Genomic DNA, 26,279 nt, shown 5'->3' with positions numbered 1-26,279 from the left:
TCGTCTATTTTATAGCAAGAATGTTCAGAATGCAACGAAATTTTGCTTATATTTGAGCCCTATTTTCAGGTATGGTACAGTGAATGTTAGGATCATACCTATAGAAAGCAGGAGTGTGTAACCAAATGGAAATTAATCGCATTTATCCGCAAATTTTTCTCCAAGCTGTCGACCAGAAAACACTAGGAAATAGTGTCATCATTGATGTAAGAGAACCCCATGAATGGGAGTACTATCATATGGAGGAAGCCAAATTAATTCCTATGCAGCAAATTCCGCTCCGCATGGGTGAGCTTCCTGATGATGAAGACATTTACATCGTTTGTGCACATGGGATGCGGAGCCTACGTGTAGCTGAATATTTAAAAGAAAACGGTTTTGAGCGCGTCATTAATGTAGATGGGGGAATGGCCGCCATCGGTATGTTCCGCGGCTTCCAATACGATTAAAAGAAAAAAGCTGATGACTTCGTCCATGTGATGTTATGGACCAAATCTTCAGCTTTTATTCTTAATTTACATCTGAGAAAAATGGTAATTGAGGCAGTGTTTCATTGGAATACCATTTTGCTTTACCTTTGACAAAGTCACCAGTGCGAACGGCATTCGTGCTAAGTAATAATTCCATGGTTTGATTCACATCATTCACATTTAATTTCTTGGCTTGGCCGGATGCGATAAATTCATCAATCCTTATTGTTAAATCCTGTGGATAAAAAGGCGAAAATGCTTTGTTTTTCAATAATTTAGCTGTGATATATACGTTCTTCACGTTGAGATTCATGGCGCGCCACTGATCGAGATTAGCCGTATTGTTAGGATCGAAATATTCAATGTCCGGATCCATCGTGCCATTCCAGACAAGAATGGAGTCGAAGTAATTTTTCTGAGCGGTTAAGGCTTGTGTTTTGGCTTCAAGGAAGTACGCATCATTCTTAATGGCATCAAGCAGCTGTGAATGACTTTGTGCATTTGCTTTAGATTGATAATTACTCAATGTGTCGGCGAAAAGCTTGAGGCTTTTCAGATAACCTTGGTGAGATTGTACGAGCAATGGAGAAGAGGCAGGCATGCTTTTACTTTGAAGCGTATTGTATTTGTCAGCTGCAATTTTACTCAGCTCTTTCAGAACTGCGGAAGCATCCACGGTGGCGTTATCCATTTCAATTTGACTCAATAATTCAAACCATTTATTCTGAAATTCCCTAAAGGGTAAAAAGATGGTATGGTAATATGACACTAGCACTTGTTGGTCATAAGCGCCTATTTCGGGTACTGATGACGCTTGATCAGCGTGCAATATTTTATCATATTTTAAATCGGATTTCGTTTGTCCTAATCGCAAGCCATAGAAAAAAGCGCCAAGGATACAGACAAGCATAAAGATAAACATGAGGGCAAATAAATAATCAGTGCGGGTAAGACGCTTTTCCATAAATCAAGCTCCTTGTTGTCTCTTATATTTATTTTAGTATAGGTCAATCAGCATGAAAAAGGAATAATATAAGGAAATGAGGCTGCTTCCTTTGAAAAAATTCGACTTTAAAAACCTTCGTATTGGGAAAGTTGATATCAATGAACTGAATGACAAGACTTTATTGCTGAATCTTTACATTACACAACTGCTTACGCTTATTATCGGAATTATCATCCTATTATTTCAGAGTAATTCGAAGATTCTTTCGGCGCTTTCGTTTCAAGGTGGTTGGCGAGTCATCATTTGGGGATGTTTATTTGCTGTAGTTGTACTTGGTGTTGACCTGCTTATTTCACGCTGGGTACCTAAAGAAGTATCCGATGATGGTGGCATTAATCAGATGATTTTCGGAAATAGGGCCCTTTGGCATATTGCACTTATTTCATTCATCGTTTCCGTCTGTGAAGAGGTCCTATTCCGTGGTGCGATTCAACATGCCTGGGGGCCTTACTGGACTAGTATTTTATTTGCCGCAATCCATGTTCGCTATCTGCAGCATTGGCTCATGACAGGGATGGTTTTTTGTATCAGCTATGGCTTAGGTTGGATTTACCTTCATACGGGAAGCCTATGGACACCAATAATTGCTCACTTTATGATTGATATGGTGATGGGTTGCATACTTCGGTTTAGCAAGGAGGAAGAACAAGGTTCATGAGTGTTGGAGAAAGAGTAGCTCCGCGGTCGAATCCTGGCGTGGAAGAGAAACAGGAGGATGATACCTATTTACCGCCGCGTAGAGCCGTACACCCTTCAGAGCAAGGCAAATGGACGAATCTTTTTTATATGTCATTACTGTGGTTATTTATCGCTTTGGTTGTGAGTTTAACTGTTTGGGGGATTAAGTATTCTTCGTTATGAAAAATAAAATGAGCCATACGCTACCAAGAAACATTCGAGGTAGCGTATGGCTCTTATTTCATTCCTATCTCATTTCTAGCTCAATGGCGTTTGGATCAACGAATGTATAGCCTTTCTCCTCGAGCTTCGTAAGAAGTGTATCGAGTGCACTAACTGTCCAAGGGAGCTCATGCATGAGGATATTGCTGCCATTATGAAGCTGCTGCATGACATTCTCAATGACTTTATTGGAATCATTATTTTTATTCGTCATGTCCCAGTCTAATGAACCATTCGACCATGTCATATAAAGCATTTTGTTATTTTTAACTTTCGCTTTCAAATAATCATTACCTGAGCCAAATGGAGGACGGAAAAATTGCGGGGTCTGACCCGTAATTTCTTTCACAATTTGTTGAACATCATCGACTTGTTTATCAATCTTCTCATTGGGCATGTCTTTCAAGTTGTCATGATCCCAAGCGTGATTGCCAATGATATTTCCACTTTCGTGAACAAGCTTTACGAGCTCAGGCTTCTGCTTAATGCGATAACCGTTCATGAAGCAGATGGCCTTTGCCTTATGTTTGTTCAAAATATCAATGAGAGATTGATTCATCGCTTGCTCCTTGGGACCATCATCAAAGGTTAATAAAATGACTTTTTTATTACCATTGGGGTCGTTCGGCACGATATCATAGTTTTTGTTCATATGATAGGTCTTTTGTACTGTTTCTTGAACGGGAACAGTTGGTGTTGGTACAGGTGTGGGTGTAGGAGCCGCGGTAGGTGTTGGAGATGCACTCGGGCTTGTTGACACTTGAACAACTGGTGCCACGCTCGCAGTCGCAGCAGGACTTGTTTCGGTTTGATTTGCACTGCAGGCAGCCATTAGAAGCATGACTGTTAGGAATAGTGTGCTTGCTTTCTTTTTCATGATTTGTCTTCTCCTCAGATCCTTACATGGTGGTCATCCCTTATAGTACCACAATTAAGATCACATTTCGCAGATGTCAATTCTCCTATGTTTTCCTTCTTCTGTTGCGTATGCCCACTTCTAAACTCGCACAACCTAGAAAGGATTCATACTACAATCATGGAGGGAGATCCAATGAAATTAGGAACATTTATGCTCGGTGGCATTGCAGGGGCTGCTGCTGTCATTTATCTCAATCGTAAAAGTAAATCCATGCTTTTCTCAGCTTTTAGCTCATCTAGTCAATCAATGGGCAATGTCATGGATAAGGCGAAAGATACGTTCACAAACAAATCTTTTGGAGAATCTACAGCCCGAAATTTCTCCTCGACGAGTACAAATGGCTTAAACCAAGTGGAGAAAATTGTAAAAGAAGACCCGAGTTTGAAGGCAACTGTCAATGAAATCCTGCAAGATAATAAAATAAGCAGCGCAACAATTCAATAAAGATAAGCTCGCAGCACAGTCTGGCATACCCACAGGGCCGGCTGTGCTTTTTCTTTTTATACATAACTTAAGCGTGCAATTACAATGATTTAGTGTTAACATGATAGGTGAAAACAATAGATGGATGCATGTCCATTTATTTAATAGTGGTTCACCTTTTTGTTTTTCTAACATATTCTGATTGAAATAAGGTGACCATGCTTTCGATGCAAGCTTTCCAGTTGGAGAGCTCAAAGGAGGATCCTATCATGAAAATAGAACGCTTAAGTCAGGATAAGATACGGATTTTCCTAACATTCGATGACTTAACTGAACGTGGAATTCAAAAAGACGACATGTGGAGAGAAATTCCGAAAGTGCACGAATTGTTTAGTGAGATGATGGATCAAGCCTATTCGGAGCTCGGATTTGACCCGTCCGGTCCGCTTGCTGTTGAGGTATTCGCCCTCCCAGCGCAAGGGATGGTTGTTATCGTAACTAGAGGTAAGCTTGATTTGTATGCGAGTTCTGATGCATATGATGATCACGAAGCTGAAGAAGTGTACGAAATGGAAGTAACGCTTGAACAAAGCGATCTAATCTCCTATGCATTCCGTGATTTTGAAGATCTGCTGCGTGTATCCAAAGTAATTAATCCCCTTCTGATGGAAGGCGGTACCCTGTATTCGTATAAAGGGAAATATATTTTACAGCTAGAACCTGTAGATCTTGAAGAAACCAAGTATCAAGCGCTAATCGCTGTCTTATCTGAGTTCGGTGAAGCTTCTTCAGTAACTTTGGCTGTTCTTGAGGAATACGGGAAAACGATCATTGCAGATGATGCCGTTAAGGTGCTCTGCCGCCATTTCAAATAATCAGGACTCAGGTCTTGATGCAAGAGAATGAAACAAGCATCTCCCAAAAACAACCGTTTTTGAGGATGCTTGTTTTGTTTTCCATAATACGCAACCAAGGTCGTTGTGTTACACGTAGAAATGTGTAGACAGAACGACTATAATAGAGGTATGTATTTTAAAATAAGAGGGGAGCTGGAACATGCATATCGTGCCTATTTTATTGGCAGCCATAGCGCCAGGTCTCTCATTGCTCGCCTACTTTTATCTGAAGGATCGGTACGAAACAGAACCTATCCATCTAGTGATACGGATGTTTCTCTTCGGCGTACTACTGGTCTATCCGACGATGGTTCTGCAGAACGCATTTATCCAGGAGTTCGGAAATGGCACGATAATGACATCCTTTTTTCTCTCAGGAGGCATTGAAGAGTTTCTGAAGTGGTTGTTACTGTATCACTTGATTTTCCGACATGAAGCCTTCGACGAGCCCTACGACGGGATTGTATATGCAGTGGCTGTAAGTCTCGGCTTTGCAACCTTGGAGAATATTATTTACGCATTCTTGCACACTTCTTCTTTCTCGGCATTGATGCTTCGGGCGCTTTTACCTGTATCGGGACACGCATTATTTGGTGTTATGATGGGGTATTACATGGGCAAGGCCAAATTCGTTCCTCATAAGCAAACTAGGTATCTATGGATATCGCTTTTGCTTCCAATTGCTTGGCACGGAGCATTTGATTATATTTTGCTCATTTTCAAAAACAGCTGGATTTGGATTATGATTCCACTTATGACTTTTCTATGGTTACGGTCGATATGGCGTGTAGATCGTGCTAACGCACACTCTCCCTTACGCGTTGTGACTGTGGATGAGAAGATTAAAATGGGATGATTTGGGTCATAATGACTGTATATTTGTTGATCTCCATTACATGGAATGGGGCAAGGCCGGGAGGGTATACATGTCATTAACGACGCGCGTGAAAGTGAAGATCCGATGTCGATTATGTGGTGAGAAGTTCGTATTGCGAGGTAAAAAGGAAAAAGACAAGATTGAAACTGGATTTCGGCAATGCATATGCAGTAATGAGAACGATTTTGAAATAGAAACCGAAAGCTAGCAAAAGGCCATTCTTCTGAATAGGCCTTTTTTTGCATGTACAACTAGTAAAACACCTCCGTCCGTAATGGGAAACGTGGGGGTTATTTGTGTCATTCTTGTATAAACCTGCCTCCACGCGTAAAAACTAAGCGCAAGATTGGGTATGAAAGGAGCAGTTCTGTGTATAAAAGATTAAGTATCGTCATGTTTCCATTTCTATTGCTGGCATTGATTGGAGCTTCTGTGTGGGGGTATTTAGAGCACCAAGAAAAGAATACGATTTTAATTAAAGCGGAGAATCAGTATCAACGCGCGTTTCATGATCTGTCTTTTCACATGGATAAGTTACATACGGAGTTAGGCAACACGTTGGCGGTGAATGAAACTTCGGAGCCATCCTATCGGAAAGGTTTGGTTAATGTTTGGCGATTAACAAGTCAAGCGCAAAGTGACATCACACAATTGCCTTTAATGCTGCTGCCTTTTAACAAAACGGAAGATTTTCTAGCGAACATGGCTAATTTCTCCTATCGCATGTCCGTTCGCGATATGACGAAGCAGCCTTTAACAGAAGCGGAAATGAAAACATTAAACACCTTGTATGCACATTCTGCTGATATAACTAAAGACATTCGTGGTGTGCAAGATAAAGTAATTGCAAATAATTTAAGATGGATGGATGTGGAGACTGCCCTCGCATCTGAGAACGAAATGCATGATAATGCGATTATTGATGGCTTTAAGATTGTGGATAAGCAAGTCGGTGGTTATGATGAGTTGAATTGGGGGACAGGCAGCTTAAATGTGTTCTCCAAAAATGATGTCAAAATGCTGACTGGCAACGACATGACGGCAGATCAAATTAAAAAGAAAGCTATTGATTTCCTTGGCGTTAAAGATTCAAGTGGCATTAAAGTTGTCGAGAACGGTGGAAGTGCACCTGAGTTTCAAAGTTATAGTGTTGTTATTCCAAGCAGTGATGCTTCGAAAACGGATACGCAAATGGATTTCACCAAAAAAGGTGGTCACCTGATCTATTTTATGAAGTCACGTGATGTTCCGGCTGCGAAATTTAATCTTCGTCAAGCTAGAGATGTAGCGAATGAATTTTTGGATCAGCATGAGTACAAGGATTTAAGTGCAATTAGTTATGATCAATATCAGAATACGGCGACCATTCTGTTCGCGAAGAAAGAAAATAATGTCACGATATATCCTGAACAAGTTACTGTCAAAGTTGCTTTAGATAACCTTGAAGTAACTGGGCTGCAAGCAACCAATTATATATATTCACAAAAGCAGCGCACGATTGGCCAACCGAAAATTACGGTAGATCAAGCCCGTAAGCAGCTGAGTTCTAAAATGAAAGTGACGGGTGAAGCTCTTGCGATTATCAAAAATGATTTGGACGAAGAAGTACTATGTCATGAATTTATTGGTACACTGAACAACAATATCTATCGTATTTATGTAAATGCAGATGTGGGCATGGAAGAGAAAATAGAGACCATTCGTCAGGATCAAGCGGAAGCTGCAAAAGGAAAATCATAGTAGGAAGAGGCAGGATATCATCCTGCTTCTTTTTTTTCTATCTAAATGGTGAGGTCATGGTATAATTGAAGCATATTACTTCGCGGAGGTGCGGGAATTGCTTCCTAAGGTCAACCAGATTTTACATATGCAAATGAACAGTATTGACGAAGAAGAGTCCAAGATCGAATATAAGTCTAGAATTGCGGATGTGACAGAAAGCGCGATCATCATTGAAGTCCCTTTGAATGAAAAGACGGGACGATTGAAAAAACTTTACCAAGGTGATGAGATTAGTGCTCATTTCCTAGGTCAAGGCGGTGTGAAACACTATTTCACAACGGAGGTTGTTGCTTTTACGGAGGATGTCATTCGCTTGATCGAACTGAGACTTCCAGAGTTAAGCGCGATTACACAAATTCAACGCAGAAATTTCCTTCGGGTTTTAGCAGAATTAGAAATCGCCGTAAAGCTGAACGACCAGATCCAATTTATTGGATTAACCGATGATGTTGGCGGTGGAGGTATTTCATTTATTTGTGATGGTCATATTCCGATTGGCTTAAATGCGATAATCTCATGTTGGGTACTTGCGCCATTCAAGAATGGCACTATCGAACATATTCCGTTTACGGGTGAAGTTGTACGCGTGAAAGCTACAGAGACGGGTAAACAGTTAGTTATGATCCGATTCGCAGAGATCGCGGACAGAGAGCGGCAGAAACTGATTCGTTTCTGCTTTGAGAGACAGATGGATTTTCGTAAACGCTAGGGATTGAGAGCTAAACACTAAGGGTATACTGCTATGCATATTGGATGCTAGCGGGAGTGTGATCTCATGTCGAAGGAGCAAGAGAGAGAATCATATGAACAGTTATTTTTGCGCTTTTCTGCAAAAGTAGAGAAGGTCATTATTAGAGCTGTGATTTTCGTTGTTATTTTGCTAGTTTGTGTACAAGCTTTGCTTCAAAATGCATATATTCGCAAGCATTTCACACGCGTTGAGCCACTCGAGGGGCAGCCTTATATTGTCCCAGAACAGCCTCTAAGAGAACGCTCATAAGCGCATGAAATCAATGTGGGATAGAGCCCAAGTTTTGCATATGACCATGTTGTGTGGTATAATTTCTATTAATTAGCAGGCAAGTGCCTGCTTTTTTGTTCGTAAGGTACTGTGAAGTATTGTTAGGAGGAACAGCAGCTTGGATAAGTTCAATATTGCCATAGATGGTCCTGCTGGAGCCGGTAAAAGCACCATTGCACGGCTAGTTGCCGGTGCACTTGGTTTTATTTACGTGGATACAGGAGCCATGTATCGAGCAGTAACGTGGAAAGTACAGCAAGAAGGGCTGCTACCTGAGCAAGAAACAGAAGTGGCTGCGTTAGCCAATCGTATGCAGATTGAGCTCATCCCTGGAGACGAAGGGCAACAGGTCATTGTAGATGGTGTAGATGTGACGAAAGCGATTCGTTCAACGGACGTAACGACACATGTTTCGCAAATTGCCAGCTATGGCGCTGTACGTCATTTGTTAGTTGCGTTGCAGAAGCAAATGACTGTTTCCAAAGGCGTAGTCATGGACGGCCGTGACATTGGTACGCATGTCATGCCAGATGCAGAGATCAAGGTTTTCTTAACTGCGAGTGTGAAGGAACGTGCTGAGCGCCGATTCAAGGAGTTAGAAAGCAGTGGTACGAATACACTGACTCTTTCCGAGTTGGAGCAGGATATTGCACGTCGCGATCAATTCGATGAGGCAAGGGAAATTTCACCACTGCGTAGGGCGCATGATGCCGTGTTGATGGACAGTACGTCAATGACGATTGAAGAAGTTGTGGGCGAAATTCTTGGGCTTTGCAAGGACAAAGTCGGAGGTGGCAAATAAAGATGCTATATCGCATCGGAAGAGCCTTATTTCGATTTATTTTCACCGTATTTTTCCGAATGCGTGCTATCGGAATGGAAAATGTTCCAACACAAGGGGCAGTTGTTTTGTGTGGTAATCATACTAGCTTCTTGGACCCACCATTCTTAGGTTCACCATTGCGCCGCAAGGTGCATTTCATGGCCAAGGCGGAGCTGTTTGATATACCAGTACTTGGGTCTATCATATCTAAAGTAGGCGCATTCCCAGTTAAACGCGGGGGCGTTAGCAGAGAGTCGATTCGACTTGCTGTGCAACTGTTGCGTGACGGTAATATGCTTGGTGTTTTTCCAGAAGGATCAAGAAGTAATGCGGGTGGAATGGGGAAAAAAGGTGCTGCTAGTCTTGCCTTGAAGTCAGGCGCGGCAGTTGTTCCGGTAGCTATCGTAGGAACCTACTCACTTTTCCGTCGTATGACGATCGTTTATGGAACACCACTTGATATGAGTGCCTATGCAGGCGCTAGCTCGGAGGATCTGGAGCAGGCGACGGAAGCAATTATGAAAGAAATTCGCCGACTACATACACTTACTAGTAAAGCATAAGCAGAAATGTATGGAATTGAAAGCTTGGAATTATACTAACCATAAAGTGATTTGAACTTATTATTGTGTTTGAAACAGAGTAGGAGCTTGACTGCTGCTTTGTGACTTATAAATTATTTTTGTTGGTTGTAAATAGAGGAGGCTAATCTCATGTCAGATGAAGTAAAAGTTGAAGATCAATCACAGGAAGCTCAAGAAACGGCCGTTTCACAAGCAGAAGCAGAGCATGCGCTTAACAATGTTGCTGTGTTGAAGAAAGGCGCTACAGTTAAAGGCAAAATCGTTAAAGTAGACGCTGATCAAGCTTTCGTGGATATCGGTTACAAATACGATGGTGTCATCCCAGTTCGTGAGCTTTCTTCCGTAAGCTTGAATGATGCTGCGCAAGCAGTTGAGCTTGGTCAAGAAGTAGAATTGAAGATTGTTTCCATCAACGATGCGAAAGAAACATTGGTATTGTCCAAACGCGTTGTAGACAACGAGAAAGCTTGGGAAACACTGCAAGGACAACTTGAGAGCAAAGAAATTATCGAAGCAGCTGTTGCTGAGGTTGTTAAAGGCGGTTTAGTTGTTGATATTGGTGTGCGTGGTTTCGTACCTGCTTCCATGGTTGAGCGTCAATTCGTTGAAGATTTCTCTTCTTACAAAGGCCGCACATTGCGTCTTCGTGTGAAAGAAATCGATCGCGAGAAAAACAAAGTGATCCTTTCCCAAAAAGATATTTTGGATGAAGAGTTCGAAACGAACAAGAAGAAAATCATCGAAGGTCTTCAAGTTGGTCAAGTACTAGATGGTACTGTACAACGCTTGACACAATTCGGTGCATTTGTTGATATCGGTGGTATTGATGGACTTGTTCATATTTCTGAGCTAGCTTGGCAGCATGTTGAACAAGCATCTGATGTTGTTAAAGAAGGAGACAAAGTTAAGGTGCAAATCCTTAAATTGGATCCATCCAATGACAAAATCAGCTTGAGCATCAAAGCTACTCAAGATGGCCCTTGGTCAAATGTTGAGCGTGATTTCAAAGCTGGTGATATCGTAACAGGTACGGTTAAACGTCTTGCGGCTTTCGGCGCATTCGTTGAAGTGGCACCAGGTGTTGAGGGTCTTGTACACATTTCCCAAATCGCACACCGTCACATCGGTACTCCGCATGAAGTGTTGAAAGAAGGCCAAGAAGTACAAGTGAAAATCTTGGAAATCAATCTGGCTGAGAAACGCGTTAGCTTAAGCATTAAAGATACAGAAGATGCTCCTGAAGCACCTGCTGGTGCTGCGGCTCCGTCATCAGTTGGCAAACCAGAAAGAGAAAGACAACCGCGCGGCGATCGTGACCGTGGTAACAGCGCTAGTCACCAAAAAGAAATTGCTGGTAACGAAAACGTATCCCTAAGCAATCAAGGTTTGTCCATGACACTTGGTGAGCGTTTTGGGGATAAACTGGCTAAATTTAAAAAATAAATAGATCCAATTTCTAGGAGGGTACAGAAATGCGCATCTCACGCAAAATGGAACATGTCCATTACGCGCTGGAGCTTGGTCAAACCCGTCAGCAAGGGTTGGCGGATATCAAGCTTGTGCATAACTGTCTTCCTGAGACTTCGACGGATCATATTGCTTTAACAACAACAATCGGCGATCTCACTATGAGTTCGCCGATTTTAATTAATGCAATGACCGGCGGCGCTCATGAGACAGAGAGCATTAATCGCGAATTGGCTATTCTCGCCAGGGAGAAAGGCTTGCCCATGGCTGTTGGCTCCCAAATGTCAGCTATTAAGAATAGCGAAGTAGCATCTAGCTATGAAGTGGTGCGACGCGAGAATCCGAATGGTATCATTTTCGCTAATTTGGGGAGCGAAGCCACAACGGAACAAGCGTTACGTGCGGTAGAGATGATAGAAGCGAATGCGCTTCAAATCCATTTGAACGTTATGCAAGAACTGATTATGCCAGAAGGTGATCGCAGCTTCGTAGGCATGCTTGGACGCATTGAAAGCATTGTTCGTCACACGCCTGTACCGGTAATTGTGAAAGAGGTAGGCTTTGGCATTTCGCGTGATAATGCGAAGCAGCTTAGAGATGTCGGCGTTCAAGTTCTCGATGTGGGAGGCTCAGGCGGCACGAATTTTGCAGCTATTGAAAATGCGAGACGACCTGCTGCATTAGATTGGCTTAATGATTGGGGTACACCTACAAGTATGACTTTATTAGAAGCCCTATCTGTTTATCCATGGGGTTCTATTATTGCGTCAGGCGGTATTACAAATGCATTAGAAGCGGCTAAAGTACTTACTTTAGGCGCATCAGCAGTGGGCATGGCAGGCGCATTTCTTAAGGTATTGCGTGTAGATGGTGTAGATGCACTTCACGCTTATGCAGAAGAGCTGCACCAAGGACTCATCTTAATTATGACGGCGTTAGGCGCTAATTCGATTCAAGCCCTTACTGGGTGTCCAGTAGTTATCGTTGGAGACACTGCAGAATGGTGTCGAACAAGAGGCATTGACTTAACTTCATACGCAGAGCGAAGTAATCAGAGTAAATAATCAAAATATTGCCATACTAAGGATCAGGCAGATCTCCCTTATTACTTGTTTGAGGGGGAGCCTGAAGATCCGCAAGCAAATTGATGGCGGTGAATGTCATCGATAGCAACGTAGGCTAGGGTGGTTTGATTATGAATGCCGGTTATCTGTCGCTTATTCTCCTTTGCATCACGTTGATCTTGTTCGCCAGCGGTTGGAAGGAACTGTACATCCGAAGTATATCGCATAAAGGCATGCTTCTTTTTTTTGTCTCTTGGTTGATCGGATCGAGAGTAAACGTGACGATACAACATATACATGTCCAGCTTGTCTATGTTGTTGTACTAACGATTGCCTTTAGTATTCTTTATGTCACACAAGGCTTTATACATAAGCTACATCTGCTTTCCATAGGACTTCTGATCGGTTCACTCCACTTTCTGTTCCAACAACTGTTAGAAATGGACCCTATTCTCATTATTCGTAACTCAGAATGGCAGACTGCTCTGTTGATTGCCGTTGTGGCTGTAGTGGTTCAGCGCAATGCTTGGGAGCAAATTGCAGCCATTTCGATCGGATATCTGATCGGGGATATGTATCAAGCTGGTATTCATAAAGTAGATGGCTTTCATCAGCTGGGTATGGCTACTTTCCAAGATCAATGGTGGCTGTCTATCTTTACAGCAAGAACAATAACGATTGTAGTACAAGCTGCATATAGTGGTTGCCGAACCGTCGTAAGAAGCTGGTTAGACCGCAAGGGGGGCAGTTGAAGGCGATGGATATGGCTTGGTTACATACACATCGGTATACCATTGGGATTGTCGTTGGTGTTATTTTTGGTATTTTGTCGCGGATGAATATGCTGCGAACAGATTATCGGCAATATCCAACGTATCCGCATGGCAAAATCATTCATATCTCACTTGGCGTGATAGCCGCAGGACTTGGAGCGGTTGCTGTTCCTGCACTGTTGGAGAAAAACTACACAGCAGTCACGTTTCTTTCTTTAGCCGCACAACAATTTAGAGATGTGCGCAATATGGAAAGACAGAGCTTAACGAAAGTGGACGAGTTAGAACTTGTACCCCGAGGAGCGGCCTATATCGAAGGGATTGCGATGGTATTCGAAGGTCGTAATTATTTGGTCATTATGACAGCGTTTTTGGCCTCCTTATTTAGTATATTAGGTGCTTGGTACTGGGGGATAGCGGCTGGGGTAATCTCAATATGGCTTGCTAATTTTTTTAAATCGGGCAGTAAATTAGGGGACATCGCTGATATTGAACCCGTTGATATTCATATGGATGGGCCTGATGTCTCTGTGGGTTCTATTTATATCATGAATGTAGGGCTTATGGATACGCGTGAAAAAATAATGAAATACGGTCAAGGCTTTCTAATTAAGCCAAAAAATCGTAATGCACGTGTAACGATTTCTCATGTTGGCCAGCGGCAAGCCATTATGTATGATATGTCCACTTTATTTGGCGTTTATCGAGATGAGGGAGAGCCTTCCTTACGACCAATGGCTAAATTGGACCTGGACTCAGGAACGATAGGTTTGCTCTTGCTTTTGCAGGAAGATGACAAAGAGAAAACATTCACTGCCCTTCATCGCGTACCTGTTCTTGAAAGTGCTGTGCGCATGCCTTCTGAAGCTGGAGTAAATAAAAAGAAGGAGGGGTAATGCCCTTATGTCGCAAATTCTCGCGATCGTGACATTGACGAAAGACCGTATTGCTGGCGGTGCTCCCATCTTTGTGGTTGAAGGCGAAGAGGAGATGCAGAGAACGGCATTTTCTTTGGAAAAAATGTTAGACGCGAATGCCCATGATTTGAAAAATGGTACAATGATTCTGGTGAAACATTCCTGATAATCCGGTGAAAAAGCGCATATTTAATGGAAGTCTCAAAAGAGATTAGCCAAGGCGGCTCTTTTTTGTTATGATGTAAGTTGCGTAATTTTCCATGTCTGATCATGGAATCCGAAGGAGAGATGTAAATTGGCTAGACCCGTACTTGCAATTGTAGGCCGACCTAATGTCGGAAAATCTACCATTTTTAATCGAATCGTAGGCGATCGTATGGCGATCGTAGAAGATAAACCAGGTGTCACGCGAGATCGTTTATATGGTGTTGGTGAATGGCTTAATACATCGTTTAGTGTCATTGATACTGGCGGTATTGAAATTGACGGCGAAGACGCAATTCTGAAATCTGTTCGTGTACAAGCTGAGCTTGCCATTGAAGAAGCGGATGTCATTGTGTTCATGGTCGACGCGAAGGCGGGCGTAACTCCGTCGGACGAGGAAGTAGCGCAGCTATTATTCCGTTCCAAGAAACCTGTTGTCTTGGCCGTAAATAAAGTGGATAATTTGGCACGTCAAGATGATATTTATGAATTCTATTCCCTTGGTTTCGGTGATCCTGTTGGGATATCTGGTTCGCACGGAATCGGGATTGGCGATCTACTTGAGGTTGTTTGTAATTTATTCCCTGATAAAACAGATGATGAGTATGGCGAAGAAGTTGTTAAATTTGCATTGATTGGTCGCCCGAACGTTGGGAAATCGTCGATGACGAACGCGATTCTTGGTGAAGAGCGTGTTATTGTGAGCGACGTTGCTGGTACAACGCGTGATGCTATTGATACTCCTTTTGAGCGTGATGGACAGAAGTTCGTTATCATTGATACCGCAGGTATGCGTAAGCGTGGCAAAGTTTACGAGAACACTGAGAAATACAGTGTTATGCGTGCAATGAAAGCCATTGAGCGAGCAGATGTGGTATTAGTTGTGATCGACGGACAAGAAGGTATCATTGACCAAGATAAGCACATTGCGGGATATGCGCATGAAGCAGGAAAAGCGATTGTCATTGTCGTAAATAAATGGGACATCGTTGAGAAAGATGATAAGACGATGCAACATTTCACGACGACAATTCGCGATCATTTCTTGTTCTTGAGTTATGCACCTATTGTGTTTGTATCCGCGAAAACAACTCAGCGCCTTCATAAATTGCTGCCTGTCATCGTACAAGTAGCTGAGAATCATGCTTTGCGTGTACAAACGCATCTTCTGAATGACGTTGTTTCCGATGCGGTTGCTTACAATCCGCCGCCAACGGACAAAGGGAAGCGTCTGCGGATTAACTATGTGACGCAAGTTGCCGTTAAACCGCCTGTGTTCGTTCTCTTCGTAAATGAGCCAGAGCTTATGCATTTCTCATACGAACGTTATTTGGATAACAAAATCCGTGCTGCTTTCGGCTTTGAAGGAACACCCATTCGCATCTTGAGCCGTAGAAAAACTTCGGACAAAGAATAGGAGATGTTGTACATTGCTTTCGATGATAACAATTGTAGTGGGCTATTTACTAGGATCCATCAGCTTTAGTTATTTATTCGGAAAATGGTTTAAGGGAATTGATATCCGCAAGCACGGCAGTGGGAACGCAGGGGCAACGAATACGCTCCGCGTTCTGGGGAAGGGGCCAGCAATCCTCGTCCTGCTGCTGGATGCCTTAAAAGGCGTCGTAGCTGTCTTACTGGGGGTCTGGGCTGCTCCTGGATCTGATGATATCTGGATTTCTGTTTTGTGTGGGTTAGCAGCCATTGTAGGGCATAATTGGCCTGTGTTTTTCGGCTTCCGCGGTGGTAAAGGAATTGCGACCACCATTGGAGTCATGGCAACACTTTGTTTTGTCCCTACCTTGATCGCAGGCTTAACAGCCATCGTCATCATTGCTATCACACGATTCGTATCGCTTGGCTCCCTTATTCTTACAGCACTCTTACCTTTTCTTATTTGGGGGATGGACCGGCCGCTACCTGTTTTGTGGATAAGCATTTTGCTATGTGCTTTTGCCTTTTTGCGTCATCGGACGAATATTGTGAAACTTATTCAAGGAAAAGAAAACAAGCTGGGCCAGAAAAGAGCCTAACGAAAAACAACTACACGTAGGAGGGGAAACCATGACACAAAAAGTATCGGTCCTTGTAGCTGGAAGTTGGGGGACGGCACTCGCCTCCGTATTGGCGGATAATGGGAAAGAAGTCCTTCTATGGTCTCGTAACGAAGAACAAGTAGTGGAAATTAATGAAAAGCACACGAACAGCCGTTTTCTCAAAGAAGTATCGCTTTCTCCTTCGATCATAGCGACCCATTCTCTGCAAGAAGCCGTACAAGATGCGGATGCGATCATTATGGTGGTCCCATCTTCAGGCATGCGTGAGGTTGCTTCACGAATTCGACCATTTTTGAAGAAAGACACGCTCATCATTCATGCGACTAAGGGCTTTGAAACAGGGACACTCAAGCGTATGACAGAGGTGCTCGCGGACGAGCTCCCAGAGATGGATCCGAAGCGATTTGTAGTTCTCTCGGGACCGAGTCATGCGGAAGAAGTCATTTGCAAAATGCCGACAACCGTAGTCGTCGCTGCCGAGGATTTACAAGCTGCTGAGGCTGCGCAAGACCTGCTCATTACGCGATATTTCCGTGTGTATACGAATCCGGATGTAACAGGTGTTGAGGTAGGTGGAGCGCTGAAGAATATCATTGGACTTGGTGCAGGGCTAACCGATGGTTTGGATTTCGGTGATAATGCGAAAGCAGCACTCGTTACTAGAGGGCTCGCAGAAATCACGCGACTAGGTACTGCAATGGGGGCGAACCCTCTTACCTTTGCAGGTTTAGCTGGAATTGGTGATTTGATCGCAACCTGTACAAGTAAACATAGTAGAAATTGGCGGGCAGGTAACAAATTGGCCAAAGGGATTCCATTAGAAGATGTGCTCAAAGAGATGGGAATGGTTGTAGAAGGCGTGAAAACGACGAAAGCAGCCTATGACCTAGCCAAACGCTATGAGGTCACTATGCCGATTACGAATGAATTACATAATGTTTTATTTGAAGGGAAATCTCCACAGCTTGCAGCTGGTGATCTTATGGGACGTGTACGTACGCACGAAATGGAAGAATTACCGATGACAAGGTGAGAATAACTTCTATCGTAGTCAATCGAGGATGTGCGACCGCGTTTTAGTGGTTGTTTTTATCGCCAATTATCAAGACGTTTTCGGAACCGAAAACTTATACTTTCTAATGTGGTAAACAAAAGGTTGGAGATAGCCTACACCAGATCTTCTCCGCACTCATACTATACCCTATCAGCAGTTCTCATCAGCTTAGGGTATAGGAGGCGGGCACAATTGGCGAATAAAGATATGTCGAAGGACGTATTGAGTGTGGTCAAGAAGAAGACGGGCAAATCCGTTACATCTAAAGATATCGAAAAAATTGCAAGCGGTGTGAAACCTTCTACGATGCAGAGTGAGGTTCAATTAAGAGCTCTCATCAAACAGGTTTCTGGATTAGTTAATGTTAAGGTATCAGAAGAAACGATTAATGATATCGTGCAAGCCGTTAAAAGCAGTAAACTTGATACCAATAATATGCAGCAATTAATGAGCATGATGATGGGTAAGAAATGAGAAGCATGAAGGGGTTCAACCCCTTTATGCTTTTTTCTCTTTTTGTGCTATACTTACATGTGTTTCATTTTCACGATTTTACATAAGGAGTTTATCATATGTCACCTTTAGACAAAATGTGGGCCTCATTTGTAGCCATGGGACTGATGGTTGTTGCGTCATTTCTGATCTCATATGCACGTACAAGAACATCTGGTGTATGGCGCGGCGTGTTATCTTTGATTGCTTTTTTAATGTTTATTCCAATCTTACTTTTTATGTTATCTTCTTTGTTTTAACCGACCGGAGGGGAAATCATCATGTTAGAACTGAAAACACGCAAAACGCAGATAAAACTAACACCAGAACCGGGATTAACCATTCTGGATCATGCCTTGAAGGCAGATGTGGATTGGGGATTTTCCTGTACGCGAGGAACCTGCGCAAGGTGTCGCTGCTACGTGGCAGAAGGTCGCGAGCTGCTTGCTGAGGCATCAGAAGCGGAAGAAGATCGACTAGAGCCAGATGAGCTTGCACAAGGCTACCGTCTAGCCTGTCAATGTGTAGTAAAACAAGAAGGAACGATTTCTGTTACGCACAAGCCTTATTTTTAAAAAAATACTGCCTGAAAGGTGTGGGCATGATGAAACTGCTGGAGCCACTACTCCCGTCGATTTCGACTATTCATACTCGGTTACAGCAAGCCCATAGCGTACATTGGCTGATTGGCGGAAGTTGTGGCTTACTCATGCATAACGTCGATATAGGAAGAACTCCTAGAGATTTGGATATTTATATAGATCTTAAGGATGTTCACACGGTACATAAGTTGCTGCAGCCTTACGCGATTGATAACCCGGAATTTAGTGAAACACCCATATATGCTTCGATGCTAAGTCATTATCGTATTGATGGTCATGCCGTAGAGGTTGTTGGTGATTTTAAAGTAAAAGCACTGGGATCCTTGTATCAAGTTGAAGTTAATTACTTGCTTGAGAACTATTATTGTCCTGCCTCCATTGAAGCAGGGGAGGTTCCAGTGATGCCGTTAGCGCATGAGTTTCTATTTAATGTCCTTCGAGATCGGCCTGATCGCTATGAACCGATTCTCCGAACGATGCAAGATCATCCTGACAAACATATGCAAACTTTGAGTGATTTGATGAACCGCAATCAGTGGGGTCATGAATTTCATGTAAAGATGAACGAATTGCTAGATTGGAACCGGTGACGATTATGAGTGTGTTTGATGTTCATTTTTGGCCAGATAATAAAAATATTAAAGTAAGAGCAGGCACAACATTGTTGGATGCTGGTAATAAAGCCAAAGTCCATATTCGAACACGTTGCGGAGCAAAGGCCGCTTGTTTAATGTGTAAAGTAAAGGTAGGCGACCAAAGTGGTCTAGCACCTTTGAATACGAATGAACGGTTGAAGCTTGGCTCCCTAGTAGATGAGGGGGTTCGTCTTGCATGCCAAGCACGAGTAACAGGTACTGTGGAAGTAAACATTCCGGAGGATCCCTTAAAGGCCGCAATTCGAGCTCAACTAGCTAGACAAGCGGAGGACGATGACTTCATTTAGACAAGATAGGATGGTTGAATTGTTGAAAGTAAAACGAAAAGGAACCCAAGGTAGAAGCTTGCTTCTGGCACTTATCTTGGTTATTTTGCTTACTGGCTGCGCGTACCCACAAGAACTACGGAAAGAGAATCTAATTAATCCTGCAGAATTTATTACCGTTGTTCAACAAGCTGTAGATACCTATCATGAGAAAACAGGTGTACTTCCCATTAAAAATAGCGAGATGACGACGCCACTCTACGAGAAGTATGTGATCGATTTTCCTAAACTAAAAAAGACGAATTTGCTGAGTACGGTACCCGCGAACGCGTTTGAAAGCGGTGGTGTGTTCATCTATGTACTCGTTAATGCTGAATCGAAGCCTGTGGTGAAGCTAATGGACCTATCCGCCTATCAAAGTGTGGAAGATGTTCAGAAGAAAGTGAATGATTACATAGCGAAGCACGGAGGCAACATGCCACAGGGGATTTCGCAGAATGACGCATTTGCGTATGTTGATTTCAAGTTGATAGGGATGAAAGAACCTGAAATCAAATCTGTCTATAATCGAAAAAATGCCATTACATACATTCTGAACAAGCAATCGGGGGAAGTATCCATTGATTATGCGATGGATATCAACACGTTCATTCAGAATAATGCTTTAGGCAGCTCTTTAAAGCCGGATCAAGATCTAAGACAGATTCTCGTAGATAAATCCTATTTCGTGCCGATTCGGAGCGTTTCATATGCTTGGAAAGATAATCAACCTATGCCACAGAATTGAATTTGAGTTAACCTCTTACCCATGAGTAAGAGGTTTTTTTGTCTTTATAGAATAAGCGCAACCGACTGATCATATATTCTTTCGAAAGCCGTATGTGCTTCATAAAATATGAGCGAAAAAAAGTTGGAACGCATCTATCATATTTCTATCGAAAGTACATATATTTTTACTAGTCCAAATGAATGTACGAGTAGTCAATTGTTACCGTCACTAGCGTCAGTTGACGACCAAACTGTAGGAGGGATTCTCTTGGAGAAAGTGGATATCTTTAAGGACATTGCAGAACGAACGGGAGGGGACATTTACCTGGGGGTTGTCGGCGCAGTCCGGACAGGGAAATCAACCTTTATTAAGCGTTTTGTGGAATCTGTAGTGCTTCCGAACATTCAAAGCGAAGCGGATAGGATCCGGGCTACCGATGAACTCCCGCAGAGCGCTGCTGGCCGCACGATTATGACAACGGAGCCGAAATTCGTACCGAATACGGCGGTTCAAATTTCTGTGGCCGAGGGGTTGAACGTAAACGTTCGCCTGGTTGATTGTGTTGGATATGCAGTCGATGGCGCCAAAGGCTATGAAGACGAGAACGGACCTCGGATGATCAATACACCATGGTTCGATGAGCCGATTCCTTTCCAAGAAGCGGCTGAGATCGGAACACGGAAAGTCATTCAAGAACACTCCACATTGGGTGTTGTGGTTACGACGGATGGCACGATTTCGGATATTCCGCGCTCTTCCTATGTACTGGCAGAGGAAAGAGTAATTAATGAACTCAAAGAGGTCGGGAAACCGTTCATTGTGATCATTAACTCGCAGAAGCCAAACAGTGAGCCTGCACTTGAGCTGCGTAGCGAGCTGCAAAGCCGCTATGATGTTCCAGTTGTAACAATGAGTGTAGCTAGCGCTGGGGAAGAAGAAATGGTCTCCGTGCTTCGTGAGGTCCTGTATGAGTTCCCGGTTCATGAAGTGAATGTGAACTTGCCTAGCTGGGTTATGGTTCTAGATGAGAATCATTGGCTGCGGACACAGTTCGAAGCATCCGTTCGCGATACAGTACAGGATATCAGACGCTTACGTGATGTGGATCGTGTTGTCAGTCAATTTGCTGAATATGAGTTTATCGATAAGGCAGCATTGGCAGGGCTGAATATGGGGCAAGGTGTAGCGGAAATTGATCTCTTTGCACCAGATGAACTTTATGATCGCATTCTCGTCGAGGTCGTTGGTGTTGAAATTCGCGGGAAGGATCATCTTCTCCAGCTTATGCAGGATTTCACACATGCGAAGAGGGAGTATGATCAATTCGCTGAGGCTCTTGAAATGGTCAAAACAACCGGTTATGGGATAGCGCCTCCTACACTTGCTGAGATGGCGTTAGATGAGCCCGAGTTAATCCGTCAAGGCTCTAGATTCGGCGTACGTCTAAGAGCTACCGCGCCTTCCATCCATATGATTCGTGTAGATGTAGAATCCGAATTCTCACCGATCATCGGAACTGAGAAGCAAAGTGAAGAGCTTGTACGCTATCTCATGCAGGATTTTGAGGATAATCCACTGAAGATTTGGGAGTCTGATATCTTCGGAAGATCACTGCATTCGATTGTTCGAGAAGGCATACAAGGCAAGCTTGCCCAAATGCCTGACAATGCGAGATACAAACTTCAAGAAACGCTTGGACGTATCATCAATGAAGGCTCTGGTGGCTTGATCGCCATTATTTTGTAGGAAAATGTGGACAAAAAACACTCGAAAGGGTGTTTTTTGTCGTTTAATAGCGGAAAGACCCACATAAAATGGAAATAGATACTTGAAATTGCTCCCTGAGTGTATTACTATGAATTTATTCGTCTGCTTTCAAAGTTCATTTTGCTTAGAAAATCAACGATTTTTCAGAAGTTTATGTATAATTTCTAGGAAAACGGTGAAAACAGGAAGTAACGGTAGTGAGAAATTTTGGGGGGAGGTGAATGGCATGAATAAATCTGAATTGATCAACAAAGTTGCGGAAACATCTGAGCTTTCCAAGAAAGACGCAACGAAAGCAGTAGATGCTGTTTTTGATGCAATTTCTGAAGCATTGCAAGGTGGAGATAAAGTGCAATTGGTTGGATTTGGTAACTTCGAAGTTCGTGAACGTTCTGCTCGTAAAGGACGTAATCCACAGACTGGTGGAGAAATTGATATTCCAGCAAGCAAAATCCCAGCTTTCAAACCTGGTAAAGCACTTAAAGATGGCATTCAATAATTTGTATTTATACATAGGATTGAACGTTACATAATTATAAAGCCGTGGCCGCTAAATGCGGGTAACGGCTTTATTTGTTTTGGCTGAAAATGGCTTTACAATTTGAAATTCTCCTACTATACTAACAAAAGTGAATGCGTTATTTTTGGCTGTAAACGTAACGGGGTATGGCGCAGCCTGGTAGCGCGCACCCTTGGGGTGGGTGAGGTCGCACGTTCGAATCGTGTTACTCCGATTATGACTGAGACATCGGTGTTCGATGTCTTTTTCTATTGCCAATAAACGAAGCGAGTTTAAAGTTCATGTGTTTGAATCTCTTGGATTACGTAGGGGGTACAGGGTTGACTAGGTTGAAGTTGAATGAGCTAATTAAGTCACAGGATTGGACAATGTTCGGTATTATTGCTTCTATTTTCTTGATTTGGCGAATTGGTACGGTTGGTAACTGGAGTACAGAATGTTGGATATTACTGTGTATCTGTTTATTAGGCGTGCGGAAGGATCAGATTGATGTAGATTGGAAACGCTTTTTTCTGTTTGGTATTCCACTATTAGGTGTTTTTTATTATTTTTATGGGACAGGCAACGGATTTTGGTGGAAAATTGCGAACTGGATGTTTGAAAATAATCGCCACCCTTGGCGCTGGGATAGCTATATGAACGCGATCCCGTTGAATTCGGGGGGATGGGCAAGGTGGATCTCAACGCCATTTTTGGATAGAGCAATGGTGTGGGTGTACAACTATGGCTTTGTGCTTTCGCTATGGATTTGTATTGTTCGCAGCTTCTGGACACGTAGTATCAAAAAAATGTTGTCTTACGCGCTTTCTGGGCATATGCTGCAATTTCCGCTTATTTTACCTTTTTATAATCTGATTCTGCTTCACGAAGTTTGGTATGTAAATAAGCAACCTGATTTACTACATCGTGTTTTTGCGGATGAAAACTCCTTATTAGTAGCAGTTATGAATTGCTTTCCTAGTATGCATACGTCCATTTCGTTTGCAATGCTGTTACTTGCGCTGCGTGAGAAGGATCGAATTTTCAAATATATGATGGTTACGTATTGCTCCGCGATTATTTTTTCTACTTTGTATTTGCAAATACATTGGGTGATTGATGTGATCGCAGGCATGATATTCGCCTATGGAACCGTTAAATTGACGGATCTTCTTATTCGCATAGGGTCAACTCATGCTTTGCCAGCGAAGTTCAAACAATTTTATCGGAAACGCGCTACATCAACGTCTACTGAATTAACTATGTAGGACATGTTGACTTCCGGTTACTTTTTTTGGCATCATTAGGTAAGGGATGAAGGTTAGGGAAGAACGGAGGATGGATATGGAACAATCGAATAAACCAGATCAGTCAAACTCGAACGGTAACGAGTATTTCGTAATTAAAGCGAAAGATAATGGTGTTCATGTGATTGGATTAACACGTGGACAAGACACACGTTTTCATCATACAGAGAAGCTAGACAAGGGTGAAGTAATGATTGCTCAGTTCACGGAGCATACTTCCGCGGTTAAAGTAAGAGGCAAAGCTTTGATTATGACCAAGTTTGGCACGATTGATACAGAAGAATAAGAGATTATTGACAAAAGCAGGCATAGCCTGCTTTTTTTCTATGTACAATGGTGTATAGGACTTGTTTCTGTGGATAACCTGTCGGTTATTTGGCTCCTGCATATGCTTAGGAGGTGTTGTTTGTGAAATGGTCAATGCGTATTGTGATCACACTAGGTATTTCGGTTGTTGTTGCGATTAGTCTATCCATGTTACCAAAGATGGATCTTTCTTCAGGCTTAGGATCTGCTTACACGTGGTCCAATAATCGAGGGGGACAGCTTACAGAAAATAACTTGGCCGATCTTTTAGTTCAAATTCCACTACAGCTGCGAATTCGGAAAGTGGAACTGAGTACATCACGATTGTCACTTGATTTAAGCTTACCCAAAAATGCAGAGACGATTGCGGTATATCGTGATTTGTATACAATTGCACAGACGATGCTTGTAAATACCAAAAATGTCGATCAGGTGTGGGTACGTATTATAGACTATTCAGGCGCGGCCGATACAACCTCAACTCAGCTTGTCTTGGCTATGGTTGCCCAGCGTGAATTTGGCAAAGATATGGAGAAGAAGCCGACGGAGCTTAGTTTAATTCAATTGGAGCAAGAGCTTCAGAATCGATTTCGCATCACGTATACCTCGAAATGGCAACAAAAGTATCCCCTATAATTTATTGTGCTTCTATTAACGTGTTATGCTATAATAATTTGGATTGAGACATCGAGTTTCATAAAATGATATTTGGCATACGGTTACGGAGGCTTTTGCATGAATTCTTATCGGATCCCTGAGATCGCTAAACAGTACACGGAGTATGATATGATCCAAATTCACACAGACTTGCCCGATTTTCCCGAGTTGCGCACACGTCTGTTGTTTGCATTCTTGAATGAAAATAACAAACTAAGCTCATTGAGTGAATTATTTACTGTAGCAACTGCACTTGTCCAGCTAGGACTTGATACTCATGATCTAGTGACTGCCTCCAATGAAGTCAAGGAGAAGAAGGCATCAAGGTCCAGGCAGTTAAAAGTGCTTGCAGGAGACTACTTTAGTGCGAGATTTTATCATCTCCTAGCTAAAACGGGGCAGATCGATATGATTAAGCAGCTTTCAAATGCGATCTGTGAAGTCAATCGCCTAAAGATGAGCAGCTATACAAAAATGAAACAGCTGAAACTGACGGCAGAAGATTACATTCACCTTACGGTGGAAATAAAATCTCAGCTTTTTTTGTCTTTTTCAGAAGTCATGTATGGGGCAAACAAACAAGCATGGCCTGAAATTTTGAGAGGCTTTGTAAGATGTGAACTGTTGTTCTCAGAAATTTTTCGGATGGAAACAATTTCTAAATTCAGGGGCAGTTGGGGATATTGGCATATTAGCCAGAACGGCACACGAGAAGAGCGGAAGCTAGTACAAGGTGATGAGGTAGATACGATGAAGGTTCGTACACTTCTGCATAAATACAATATATCTTCACAATTGTATCAATTGCTTAACACTCAAACAAAGCAATTGCAGGACTTTGTTAAAAAGCTTGAATCGGATATGCTACAAAGTGAACTCTTTCACATGGGAGAGCCCTTTTTACGATTTGCTGGGGAGCATCCTAAAGTGTTAGAAGAAATTTAAGGGGACCTGGGGAATGAGTGTAAGCAATACGAATAGCGAAAATAAAAAAGCGAAAAGTAAAGAAGAATTTGTACATGGTGTTTTTGAAAGTATCGCACCTAAATATGACTTGATGAATAATATCATTAGTTTTAATCGGCATAAAGCATGGCGTAAATTTGCAATGAAGAAGATGAATGTACAACCTGGGGCAACGGCAATAGATTTATGCTGTGGAACTTGTGACTGGACAATTAGTCTTGCTCAAGCGAGTAAAACAGGGAAAATGGTCGGATTGGATTTTAGCCAAAATATGTTGGATATTGGTGCAGAGAAAATAAATCAATTGCACTTAGATCAGCAGGTCGAGCTCATACAAGGAAATGCGATGAGTCTTCCGTTTGACGACAATACGTTTGACTTTGCTACAATCGGGTTTGCTTTGCGTAATGTTCCCGATCTTGAACAGGTCATTCGTGAAATGCGACGTGTCGTTAAGCCCGGAGGACTAGTTGTGTCTTTGGAGCTATCCAAACCAACATGGCAGCCATTTAAGTCCATATATTATGTTTATTTCAGACATATCATGCCTTTCCTAGGTAAATTGATTGTTAAGAAATATGAGCAATATAAGTGGTTACCGGAATCATTAATTTCATTTCCAGATCATAAGCAACTCGCGGCCATCTTCTCGAAGAATGGTTTAGATCACGTACAAGCCCATCCACTCTTTGGTGGTGTGGCGGCGTTACATGTAGGGACTAAAGGTAATACGAAATCAGGAGTGTAATTCGCAT

Annotated in this window: 35 protein-coding genes and 1 tRNA gene; 34 read left to right on the top strand and 2 right to left on the bottom strand. The window is 42.6% G+C overall.

Annotated features, from left to right (window positions below):
* Positions 1 to 125: 125 nt before the first annotated feature.
* Positions 126 to 449, top strand: a complete 324-nt coding sequence (locus ACSQ8P_RS22090) for a rhodanese-like domain-containing protein (protein ID WP_436237148.1) — start codon at positions 126 to 128, stop codon at positions 447 to 449.
* A gap of 61 nt (positions 450 to 510) precedes the next feature.
* Here ACSQ8P_RS22090 and ACSQ8P_RS22085 read toward each other — a convergent pair whose 3' ends face one another.
* Positions 511 to 1,434 carry a hypothetical protein gene (locus tag ACSQ8P_RS22085; protein WP_436237147.1) on the bottom strand — a complete coding sequence of 308 codons (924 nt, stop codon included), beginning with the start codon at positions 1,432 to 1,434 and terminating at the stop codon, positions 511 to 513.
* 91 nt (positions 1,435 to 1,525) lie between these two features.
* Here ACSQ8P_RS22085 and ACSQ8P_RS22080 point away from each other — a divergent pair, with 91 nt between their 5' ends.
* Both ACSQ8P_RS22080 and ACSQ8P_RS22075 read left to right on the top strand, forming a co-directional pair.
* Positions 1,526 to 2,134: a CPBP family intramembrane glutamic endopeptidase gene (locus ACSQ8P_RS22080; protein ID WP_436237146.1), complete on the top strand. Its 609-nt coding sequence runs from the start codon at positions 1,526 to 1,528 to the stop codon at positions 2,132 to 2,134.
* Positions 2,131 to 2,337, top strand: a complete 207-nt coding sequence (locus tag ACSQ8P_RS22075) for a hypothetical protein (protein WP_436237145.1) — start codon at positions 2,131 to 2,133, stop codon at positions 2,335 to 2,337. Before ACSQ8P_RS22080 ends, ACSQ8P_RS22075 begins: the two co-directional genes overlap by 4 nt.
* Positions 2,338 to 2,401: 64 nt before the next feature.
* On the opposite strand, the gene ACSQ8P_RS22070 is transcribed toward ACSQ8P_RS22075, so the two are convergent.
* Positions 2,402 to 3,253: a polysaccharide deacetylase family protein gene (locus ACSQ8P_RS22070; RefSeq protein ID WP_436237144.1), complete on the bottom strand. Its 852-nt coding sequence runs from the start codon at positions 3,251 to 3,253 to the stop codon at positions 2,402 to 2,404.
* 174 nt (positions 3,254 to 3,427) lie between these two features.
* Here ACSQ8P_RS22070 and ACSQ8P_RS22065 point away from each other — a divergent pair, with 174 nt between their 5' ends.
* The 31 genes from ACSQ8P_RS22065 (at position 3,428) to ACSQ8P_RS21915 (ending at position 26,272) form a co-directional block, all read left to right on the top strand.
* Entirely contained in the window at positions 3,428 to 3,739 is a 312-nt protein-coding gene (locus ACSQ8P_RS22065; RefSeq protein ID WP_436237143.1) for a hypothetical protein, read from the top strand.
* Between the two features lie 248 nt (positions 3,740 to 3,987).
* The gene (locus ACSQ8P_RS22060; protein WP_057312084.1) at positions 3,988 to 4,593 is read left to right on the top strand and encodes a genetic competence negative regulator; all 606 of its coding nucleotides are present in this window, start codon (positions 3,988 to 3,990) and stop codon (positions 4,591 to 4,593) included.
* Between the two features lie 181 nt (positions 4,594 to 4,774).
* Complete coding sequence (gene prsW / locus ACSQ8P_RS22055) at positions 4,775 to 5,470, top strand: glutamic-type intramembrane protease PrsW (protein WP_436237142.1); 696 nt, start codon at positions 4,775 to 4,777, stop codon at positions 5,468 to 5,470.
* Positions 5,471 to 5,540: 70 nt separating this feature from the next.
* A complete protein-coding gene (locus ACSQ8P_RS22050) occupies positions 5,541 to 5,699 on the top strand; it encodes a hypothetical protein (RefSeq protein WP_436237141.1) in 159 nt (52 codons plus the stop codon).
* A gap of 161 nt (positions 5,700 to 5,860) precedes the next feature.
* Positions 5,861 to 7,231, top strand: a complete 1,371-nt coding sequence (gene ypeB, locus ACSQ8P_RS22045; RefSeq protein ID WP_436237140.1) for a germination protein YpeB — start codon at positions 5,861 to 5,863, stop codon at positions 7,229 to 7,231.
* Positions 7,232 to 7,319: 88 nt separating this feature from the next.
* Positions 7,320 to 7,982 (top strand): flagellar brake protein, encoded by a 663-nt coding sequence (locus tag ACSQ8P_RS22040; RefSeq protein ID WP_436237139.1) that lies wholly within the window; start codon positions 7,320 to 7,322, stop codon positions 7,980 to 7,982.
* Between the two features lie 66 nt (positions 7,983 to 8,048).
* Positions 8,049 to 8,273 carry a hypothetical protein gene (locus ACSQ8P_RS22035; RefSeq protein ID WP_436237138.1) on the top strand — a complete coding sequence of 75 codons (225 nt, stop codon included), beginning with the start codon at positions 8,049 to 8,051 and terminating at the stop codon, positions 8,271 to 8,273.
* Positions 8,274 to 8,412: 139 nt separating this feature from the next.
* Positions 8,413 to 9,096 carry a (d)CMP kinase gene (gene cmk / locus ACSQ8P_RS22030; RefSeq protein ID WP_436237137.1) on the top strand — a complete coding sequence of 228 codons (684 nt, stop codon included), beginning with the start codon at positions 8,413 to 8,415 and terminating at the stop codon, positions 9,094 to 9,096.
* A gap of 2 nt (positions 9,097 to 9,098) precedes the next feature.
* The gene (locus ACSQ8P_RS22025) at positions 9,099 to 9,680 is read left to right on the top strand and encodes a lysophospholipid acyltransferase family protein (RefSeq protein ID WP_436237136.1); all 582 of its coding nucleotides are present in this window, start codon (positions 9,099 to 9,101) and stop codon (positions 9,678 to 9,680) included.
* 150 nt (positions 9,681 to 9,830) lie between these two features.
* Complete coding sequence (gene rpsA / locus ACSQ8P_RS22020) at positions 9,831 to 11,144, top strand: 30S ribosomal protein S1 (protein WP_436237135.1); 1,314 nt, start codon at positions 9,831 to 9,833, stop codon at positions 11,142 to 11,144.
* 29 nt (positions 11,145 to 11,173) lie between these two features.
* Complete coding sequence (gene fni, locus ACSQ8P_RS22015) at positions 11,174 to 12,232, top strand: type 2 isopentenyl-diphosphate Delta-isomerase (RefSeq protein ID WP_436237134.1); 1,059 nt, start codon at positions 11,174 to 11,176, stop codon at positions 12,230 to 12,232.
* A gap of 131 nt (positions 12,233 to 12,363) precedes the next feature.
* On the top strand, positions 12,364 to 12,984 hold the full coding sequence (locus ACSQ8P_RS22010) for a YphA family membrane protein (protein ID WP_436237133.1): 621 nt from the start codon (positions 12,364 to 12,366) through the stop codon (positions 12,982 to 12,984).
* A gap of 11 nt (positions 12,985 to 12,995) precedes the next feature.
* The gene (locus ACSQ8P_RS22005; RefSeq protein WP_436239579.1) at positions 12,996 to 13,901 is read left to right on the top strand and encodes a YIEGIA family protein; all 906 of its coding nucleotides are present in this window, start codon (positions 12,996 to 12,998) and stop codon (positions 13,899 to 13,901) included.
* A 7-nt stretch (positions 13,902 to 13,908) separates the two neighbouring features.
* Positions 13,909 to 14,088: a capping complex subunit for YIEGIA gene (locus tag ACSQ8P_RS22000; RefSeq protein ID WP_436237132.1), complete on the top strand. Its 180-nt coding sequence runs from the start codon at positions 13,909 to 13,911 to the stop codon at positions 14,086 to 14,088.
* 129 nt (positions 14,089 to 14,217) lie between these two features.
* Complete coding sequence (der, locus tag ACSQ8P_RS21995) at positions 14,218 to 15,543, top strand: ribosome biogenesis GTPase Der (protein WP_436237131.1); 1,326 nt, start codon at positions 14,218 to 14,220, stop codon at positions 15,541 to 15,543.
* Positions 15,544 to 15,565: 22 nt separating this feature from the next.
* Entirely contained in the window at positions 15,566 to 16,159 is a 594-nt protein-coding gene (gene plsY / locus ACSQ8P_RS21990; protein WP_436237130.1) for a glycerol-3-phosphate 1-O-acyltransferase PlsY, read from the top strand.
* Positions 16,160 to 16,190: 31 nt separating this feature from the next.
* On the top strand, positions 16,191 to 17,216 hold the full coding sequence (locus ACSQ8P_RS21985) for an NAD(P)H-dependent glycerol-3-phosphate dehydrogenase (protein WP_436237129.1): 1,026 nt from the start codon (positions 16,191 to 16,193) through the stop codon (positions 17,214 to 17,216).
* 228 nt (positions 17,217 to 17,444) lie between these two features.
* A complete protein-coding gene (locus ACSQ8P_RS21980) occupies positions 17,445 to 17,711 on the top strand; it encodes a stage VI sporulation protein F (protein ID WP_436239578.1) in 267 nt (88 codons plus the stop codon).
* A gap of 98 nt (positions 17,712 to 17,809) precedes the next feature.
* Positions 17,810 to 17,989 (top strand): DUF2768 family protein, encoded by a 180-nt coding sequence (locus ACSQ8P_RS21975; RefSeq protein WP_436237128.1) that lies wholly within the window; start codon positions 17,810 to 17,812, stop codon positions 17,987 to 17,989.
* 21 nt (positions 17,990 to 18,010) lie between these two features.
* Positions 18,011 to 18,304: a 2Fe-2S iron-sulfur cluster-binding protein gene (locus tag ACSQ8P_RS21970; RefSeq protein ID WP_436237127.1), complete on the top strand. Its 294-nt coding sequence runs from the start codon at positions 18,011 to 18,013 to the stop codon at positions 18,302 to 18,304.
* A 26-nt stretch (positions 18,305 to 18,330) separates the two neighbouring features.
* Positions 18,331 to 18,921 carry a nucleotidyltransferase domain-containing protein gene (locus tag ACSQ8P_RS21965; protein ID WP_436237126.1) on the top strand — a complete coding sequence of 197 codons (591 nt, stop codon included), beginning with the start codon at positions 18,331 to 18,333 and terminating at the stop codon, positions 18,919 to 18,921.
* 5 nt (positions 18,922 to 18,926) lie between these two features.
* Positions 18,927 to 19,274, top strand: a complete 348-nt coding sequence (locus ACSQ8P_RS21960; protein ID WP_436237125.1) for a 2Fe-2S iron-sulfur cluster-binding protein — start codon at positions 18,927 to 18,929, stop codon at positions 19,272 to 19,274.
* 22 nt (positions 19,275 to 19,296) lie between these two features.
* A complete protein-coding gene (locus tag ACSQ8P_RS21955; protein ID WP_436237124.1) occupies positions 19,297 to 20,040 on the top strand; it encodes a hypothetical protein in 744 nt (247 codons plus the stop codon).
* Positions 20,041 to 20,289: 249 nt separating this feature from the next.
* Positions 20,290 to 21,768, top strand: a complete 1,479-nt coding sequence (gene spoIVA, locus ACSQ8P_RS21950; protein WP_056614411.1) for a stage IV sporulation protein A — start codon at positions 20,290 to 20,292, stop codon at positions 21,766 to 21,768.
* Positions 21,769 to 22,015: 247 nt separating this feature from the next.
* Positions 22,016 to 22,288, top strand: coding sequence for an HU family DNA-binding protein (locus ACSQ8P_RS21945; protein WP_056614405.1), 273 nt, complete (start codon positions 22,016 to 22,018; stop codon positions 22,286 to 22,288).
* A 161-nt stretch (positions 22,289 to 22,449) separates the two neighbouring features.
* Positions 22,450 to 22,523 (top strand) — tRNA-Pro (locus tag ACSQ8P_RS21940).
* Between the two features lie 106 nt (positions 22,524 to 22,629).
* Positions 22,630 to 23,556 (top strand): phosphatase PAP2 family protein, encoded by a 927-nt coding sequence (locus tag ACSQ8P_RS21935; RefSeq protein ID WP_436237123.1) that lies wholly within the window; start codon positions 22,630 to 22,632, stop codon positions 23,554 to 23,556.
* A gap of 70 nt (positions 23,557 to 23,626) precedes the next feature.
* The gene (mtrB, locus tag ACSQ8P_RS21930) at positions 23,627 to 23,881 is read left to right on the top strand and encodes a trp RNA-binding attenuation protein MtrB (protein WP_436237122.1); all 255 of its coding nucleotides are present in this window, start codon (positions 23,627 to 23,629) and stop codon (positions 23,879 to 23,881) included.
* A 122-nt stretch (positions 23,882 to 24,003) separates the two neighbouring features.
* A complete protein-coding gene (locus ACSQ8P_RS21925; protein ID WP_436237121.1) occupies positions 24,004 to 24,537 on the top strand; it encodes a hypothetical protein in 534 nt (177 codons plus the stop codon).
* Positions 24,538 to 24,687: 150 nt separating this feature from the next.
* On the top strand, positions 24,688 to 25,503 hold the full coding sequence (locus ACSQ8P_RS21920) for a heptaprenyl diphosphate synthase component 1 (RefSeq protein WP_436237120.1): 816 nt from the start codon (positions 24,688 to 24,690) through the stop codon (positions 25,501 to 25,503).
* A 13-nt stretch (positions 25,504 to 25,516) separates the two neighbouring features.
* Positions 25,517 to 26,272 (top strand): demethylmenaquinone methyltransferase, encoded by a 756-nt coding sequence (locus tag ACSQ8P_RS21915; protein WP_436237119.1) that lies wholly within the window; start codon positions 25,517 to 25,519, stop codon positions 26,270 to 26,272.
* The last annotated feature ends 7 nt before the right edge of the window (positions 26,273 to 26,279 follow it).

Origin of the sequence: Paenibacillus sp. LjRoot153, from assembly GCF_964253085.1 — a bacterium.
GTDB lineage: Bacteria > Bacillota > Bacilli > Paenibacillales > NBRC-103111 > Paenibacillus_E.
The sequence above is the reverse complement of the archived record's forward strand: the minus strand, read 5'-3'. Positions and strand labels throughout refer to the sequence as shown.

What these genes read in the sequence shown, in the direction of transcription:
- ACSQ8P_RS22050 (WP_436237141.1), top strand. Translation starts at nt 5,541, where the DNA reads ATGTCATTAACGACGCGCGTGAAAGTGAAGATCCGATGTCGATTATGT.
- ACSQ8P_RS22090 (WP_436237148.1), top strand. Translation starts at nt 126, where the DNA reads ATGGAAATTAATCGCATTTATCCGCAAATTTTTCTCCAAGCTGTCGAC.
- fni (WP_436237134.1), top strand. Translation starts at nt 11,174, where the DNA reads ATGCGCATCTCACGCAAAATGGAACATGTCCATTACGCGCTGGAGCTT.
- ACSQ8P_RS21960 (WP_436237125.1), top strand. Translation starts at nt 18,927, where the DNA reads ATGAGTGTGTTTGATGTTCATTTTTGGCCAGATAATAAAAATATTAAA.
- ACSQ8P_RS22085 (WP_436237147.1), bottom strand. Translation starts at nt 1,434, where the DNA reads ATGGAAAAGCGTCTTACCCGCACTGATTATTTATTTGCCCTCATGTTT.
- ACSQ8P_RS22005 (WP_436239579.1), top strand. Translation starts at nt 12,996, where the DNA reads ATGGCTTGGTTACATACACATCGGTATACCATTGGGATTGTCGTTGGT.
- ACSQ8P_RS22035 (WP_436237138.1), top strand. Translation starts at nt 8,049, where the DNA reads ATGTCGAAGGAGCAAGAGAGAGAATCATATGAACAGTTATTTTTGCGC.
- ACSQ8P_RS21965 (WP_436237126.1), top strand. Translation starts at nt 18,331, where the DNA reads ATGATGAAACTGCTGGAGCCACTACTCCCGTCGATTTCGACTATTCAT.
- plsY (WP_436237130.1), top strand. Translation starts at nt 15,566, where the DNA reads ATGATAACAATTGTAGTGGGCTATTTACTAGGATCCATCAGCTTTAGT.
- ACSQ8P_RS22010 (WP_436237133.1), top strand. Translation starts at nt 12,364, where the DNA reads ATGAATGCCGGTTATCTGTCGCTTATTCTCCTTTGCATCACGTTGATC.
- ACSQ8P_RS22025 (WP_436237136.1), top strand. Translation starts at nt 9,099, where the DNA reads ATGCTATATCGCATCGGAAGAGCCTTATTTCGATTTATTTTCACCGTA.
- mtrB (WP_436237122.1), top strand. Translation starts at nt 23,627, where the DNA reads ATGGATATGGAACAATCGAATAAACCAGATCAGTCAAACTCGAACGGT.
- ACSQ8P_RS21980 (WP_436239578.1), top strand. Translation starts at nt 17,445, where the DNA reads ATGTCGAAGGACGTATTGAGTGTGGTCAAGAAGAAGACGGGCAAATCC.
- ACSQ8P_RS22070 (WP_436237144.1), bottom strand. Translation starts at nt 3,253, where the DNA reads ATGAAAAAGAAAGCAAGCACACTATTCCTAACAGTCATGCTTCTAATG.
- ACSQ8P_RS21915 (WP_436237119.1), top strand. Translation starts at nt 25,517, where the DNA reads ATGAGTGTAAGCAATACGAATAGCGAAAATAAAAAAGCGAAAAGTAAA.
- ACSQ8P_RS22060 (WP_057312084.1), top strand. Translation starts at nt 3,988, where the DNA reads ATGAAAATAGAACGCTTAAGTCAGGATAAGATACGGATTTTCCTAACA.
- ACSQ8P_RS22000 (WP_436237132.1), top strand. Translation starts at nt 13,909, where the DNA reads ATGTCGCAAATTCTCGCGATCGTGACATTGACGAAAGACCGTATTGCT.
- ACSQ8P_RS21920 (WP_436237120.1), top strand. Translation starts at nt 24,688, where the DNA reads ATGATCCAAATTCACACAGACTTGCCCGATTTTCCCGAGTTGCGCACA.
- rpsA (WP_436237135.1), top strand. Translation starts at nt 9,831, where the DNA reads ATGTCAGATGAAGTAAAAGTTGAAGATCAATCACAGGAAGCTCAAGAA.
- ACSQ8P_RS21985 (WP_436237129.1), top strand. Translation starts at nt 16,191, where the DNA reads ATGACACAAAAAGTATCGGTCCTTGTAGCTGGAAGTTGGGGGACGGCA.
- ACSQ8P_RS22065 (WP_436237143.1), top strand. Translation starts at nt 3,428, where the DNA reads ATGAAATTAGGAACATTTATGCTCGGTGGCATTGCAGGGGCTGCTGCT.
- prsW (WP_436237142.1), top strand. Translation starts at nt 4,775, where the DNA reads ATGCATATCGTGCCTATTTTATTGGCAGCCATAGCGCCAGGTCTCTCA.
- ACSQ8P_RS21945 (WP_056614405.1), top strand. Translation starts at nt 22,016, where the DNA reads ATGAATAAATCTGAATTGATCAACAAAGTTGCGGAAACATCTGAGCTT.
- ACSQ8P_RS21970 (WP_436237127.1), top strand. Translation starts at nt 18,011, where the DNA reads ATGTTAGAACTGAAAACACGCAAAACGCAGATAAAACTAACACCAGAA.
- ACSQ8P_RS21975 (WP_436237128.1), top strand. Translation starts at nt 17,810, where the DNA reads ATGTCACCTTTAGACAAAATGTGGGCCTCATTTGTAGCCATGGGACTG.
- ACSQ8P_RS22075 (WP_436237145.1), top strand. Translation starts at nt 2,131, where the DNA reads ATGAGTGTTGGAGAAAGAGTAGCTCCGCGGTCGAATCCTGGCGTGGAA.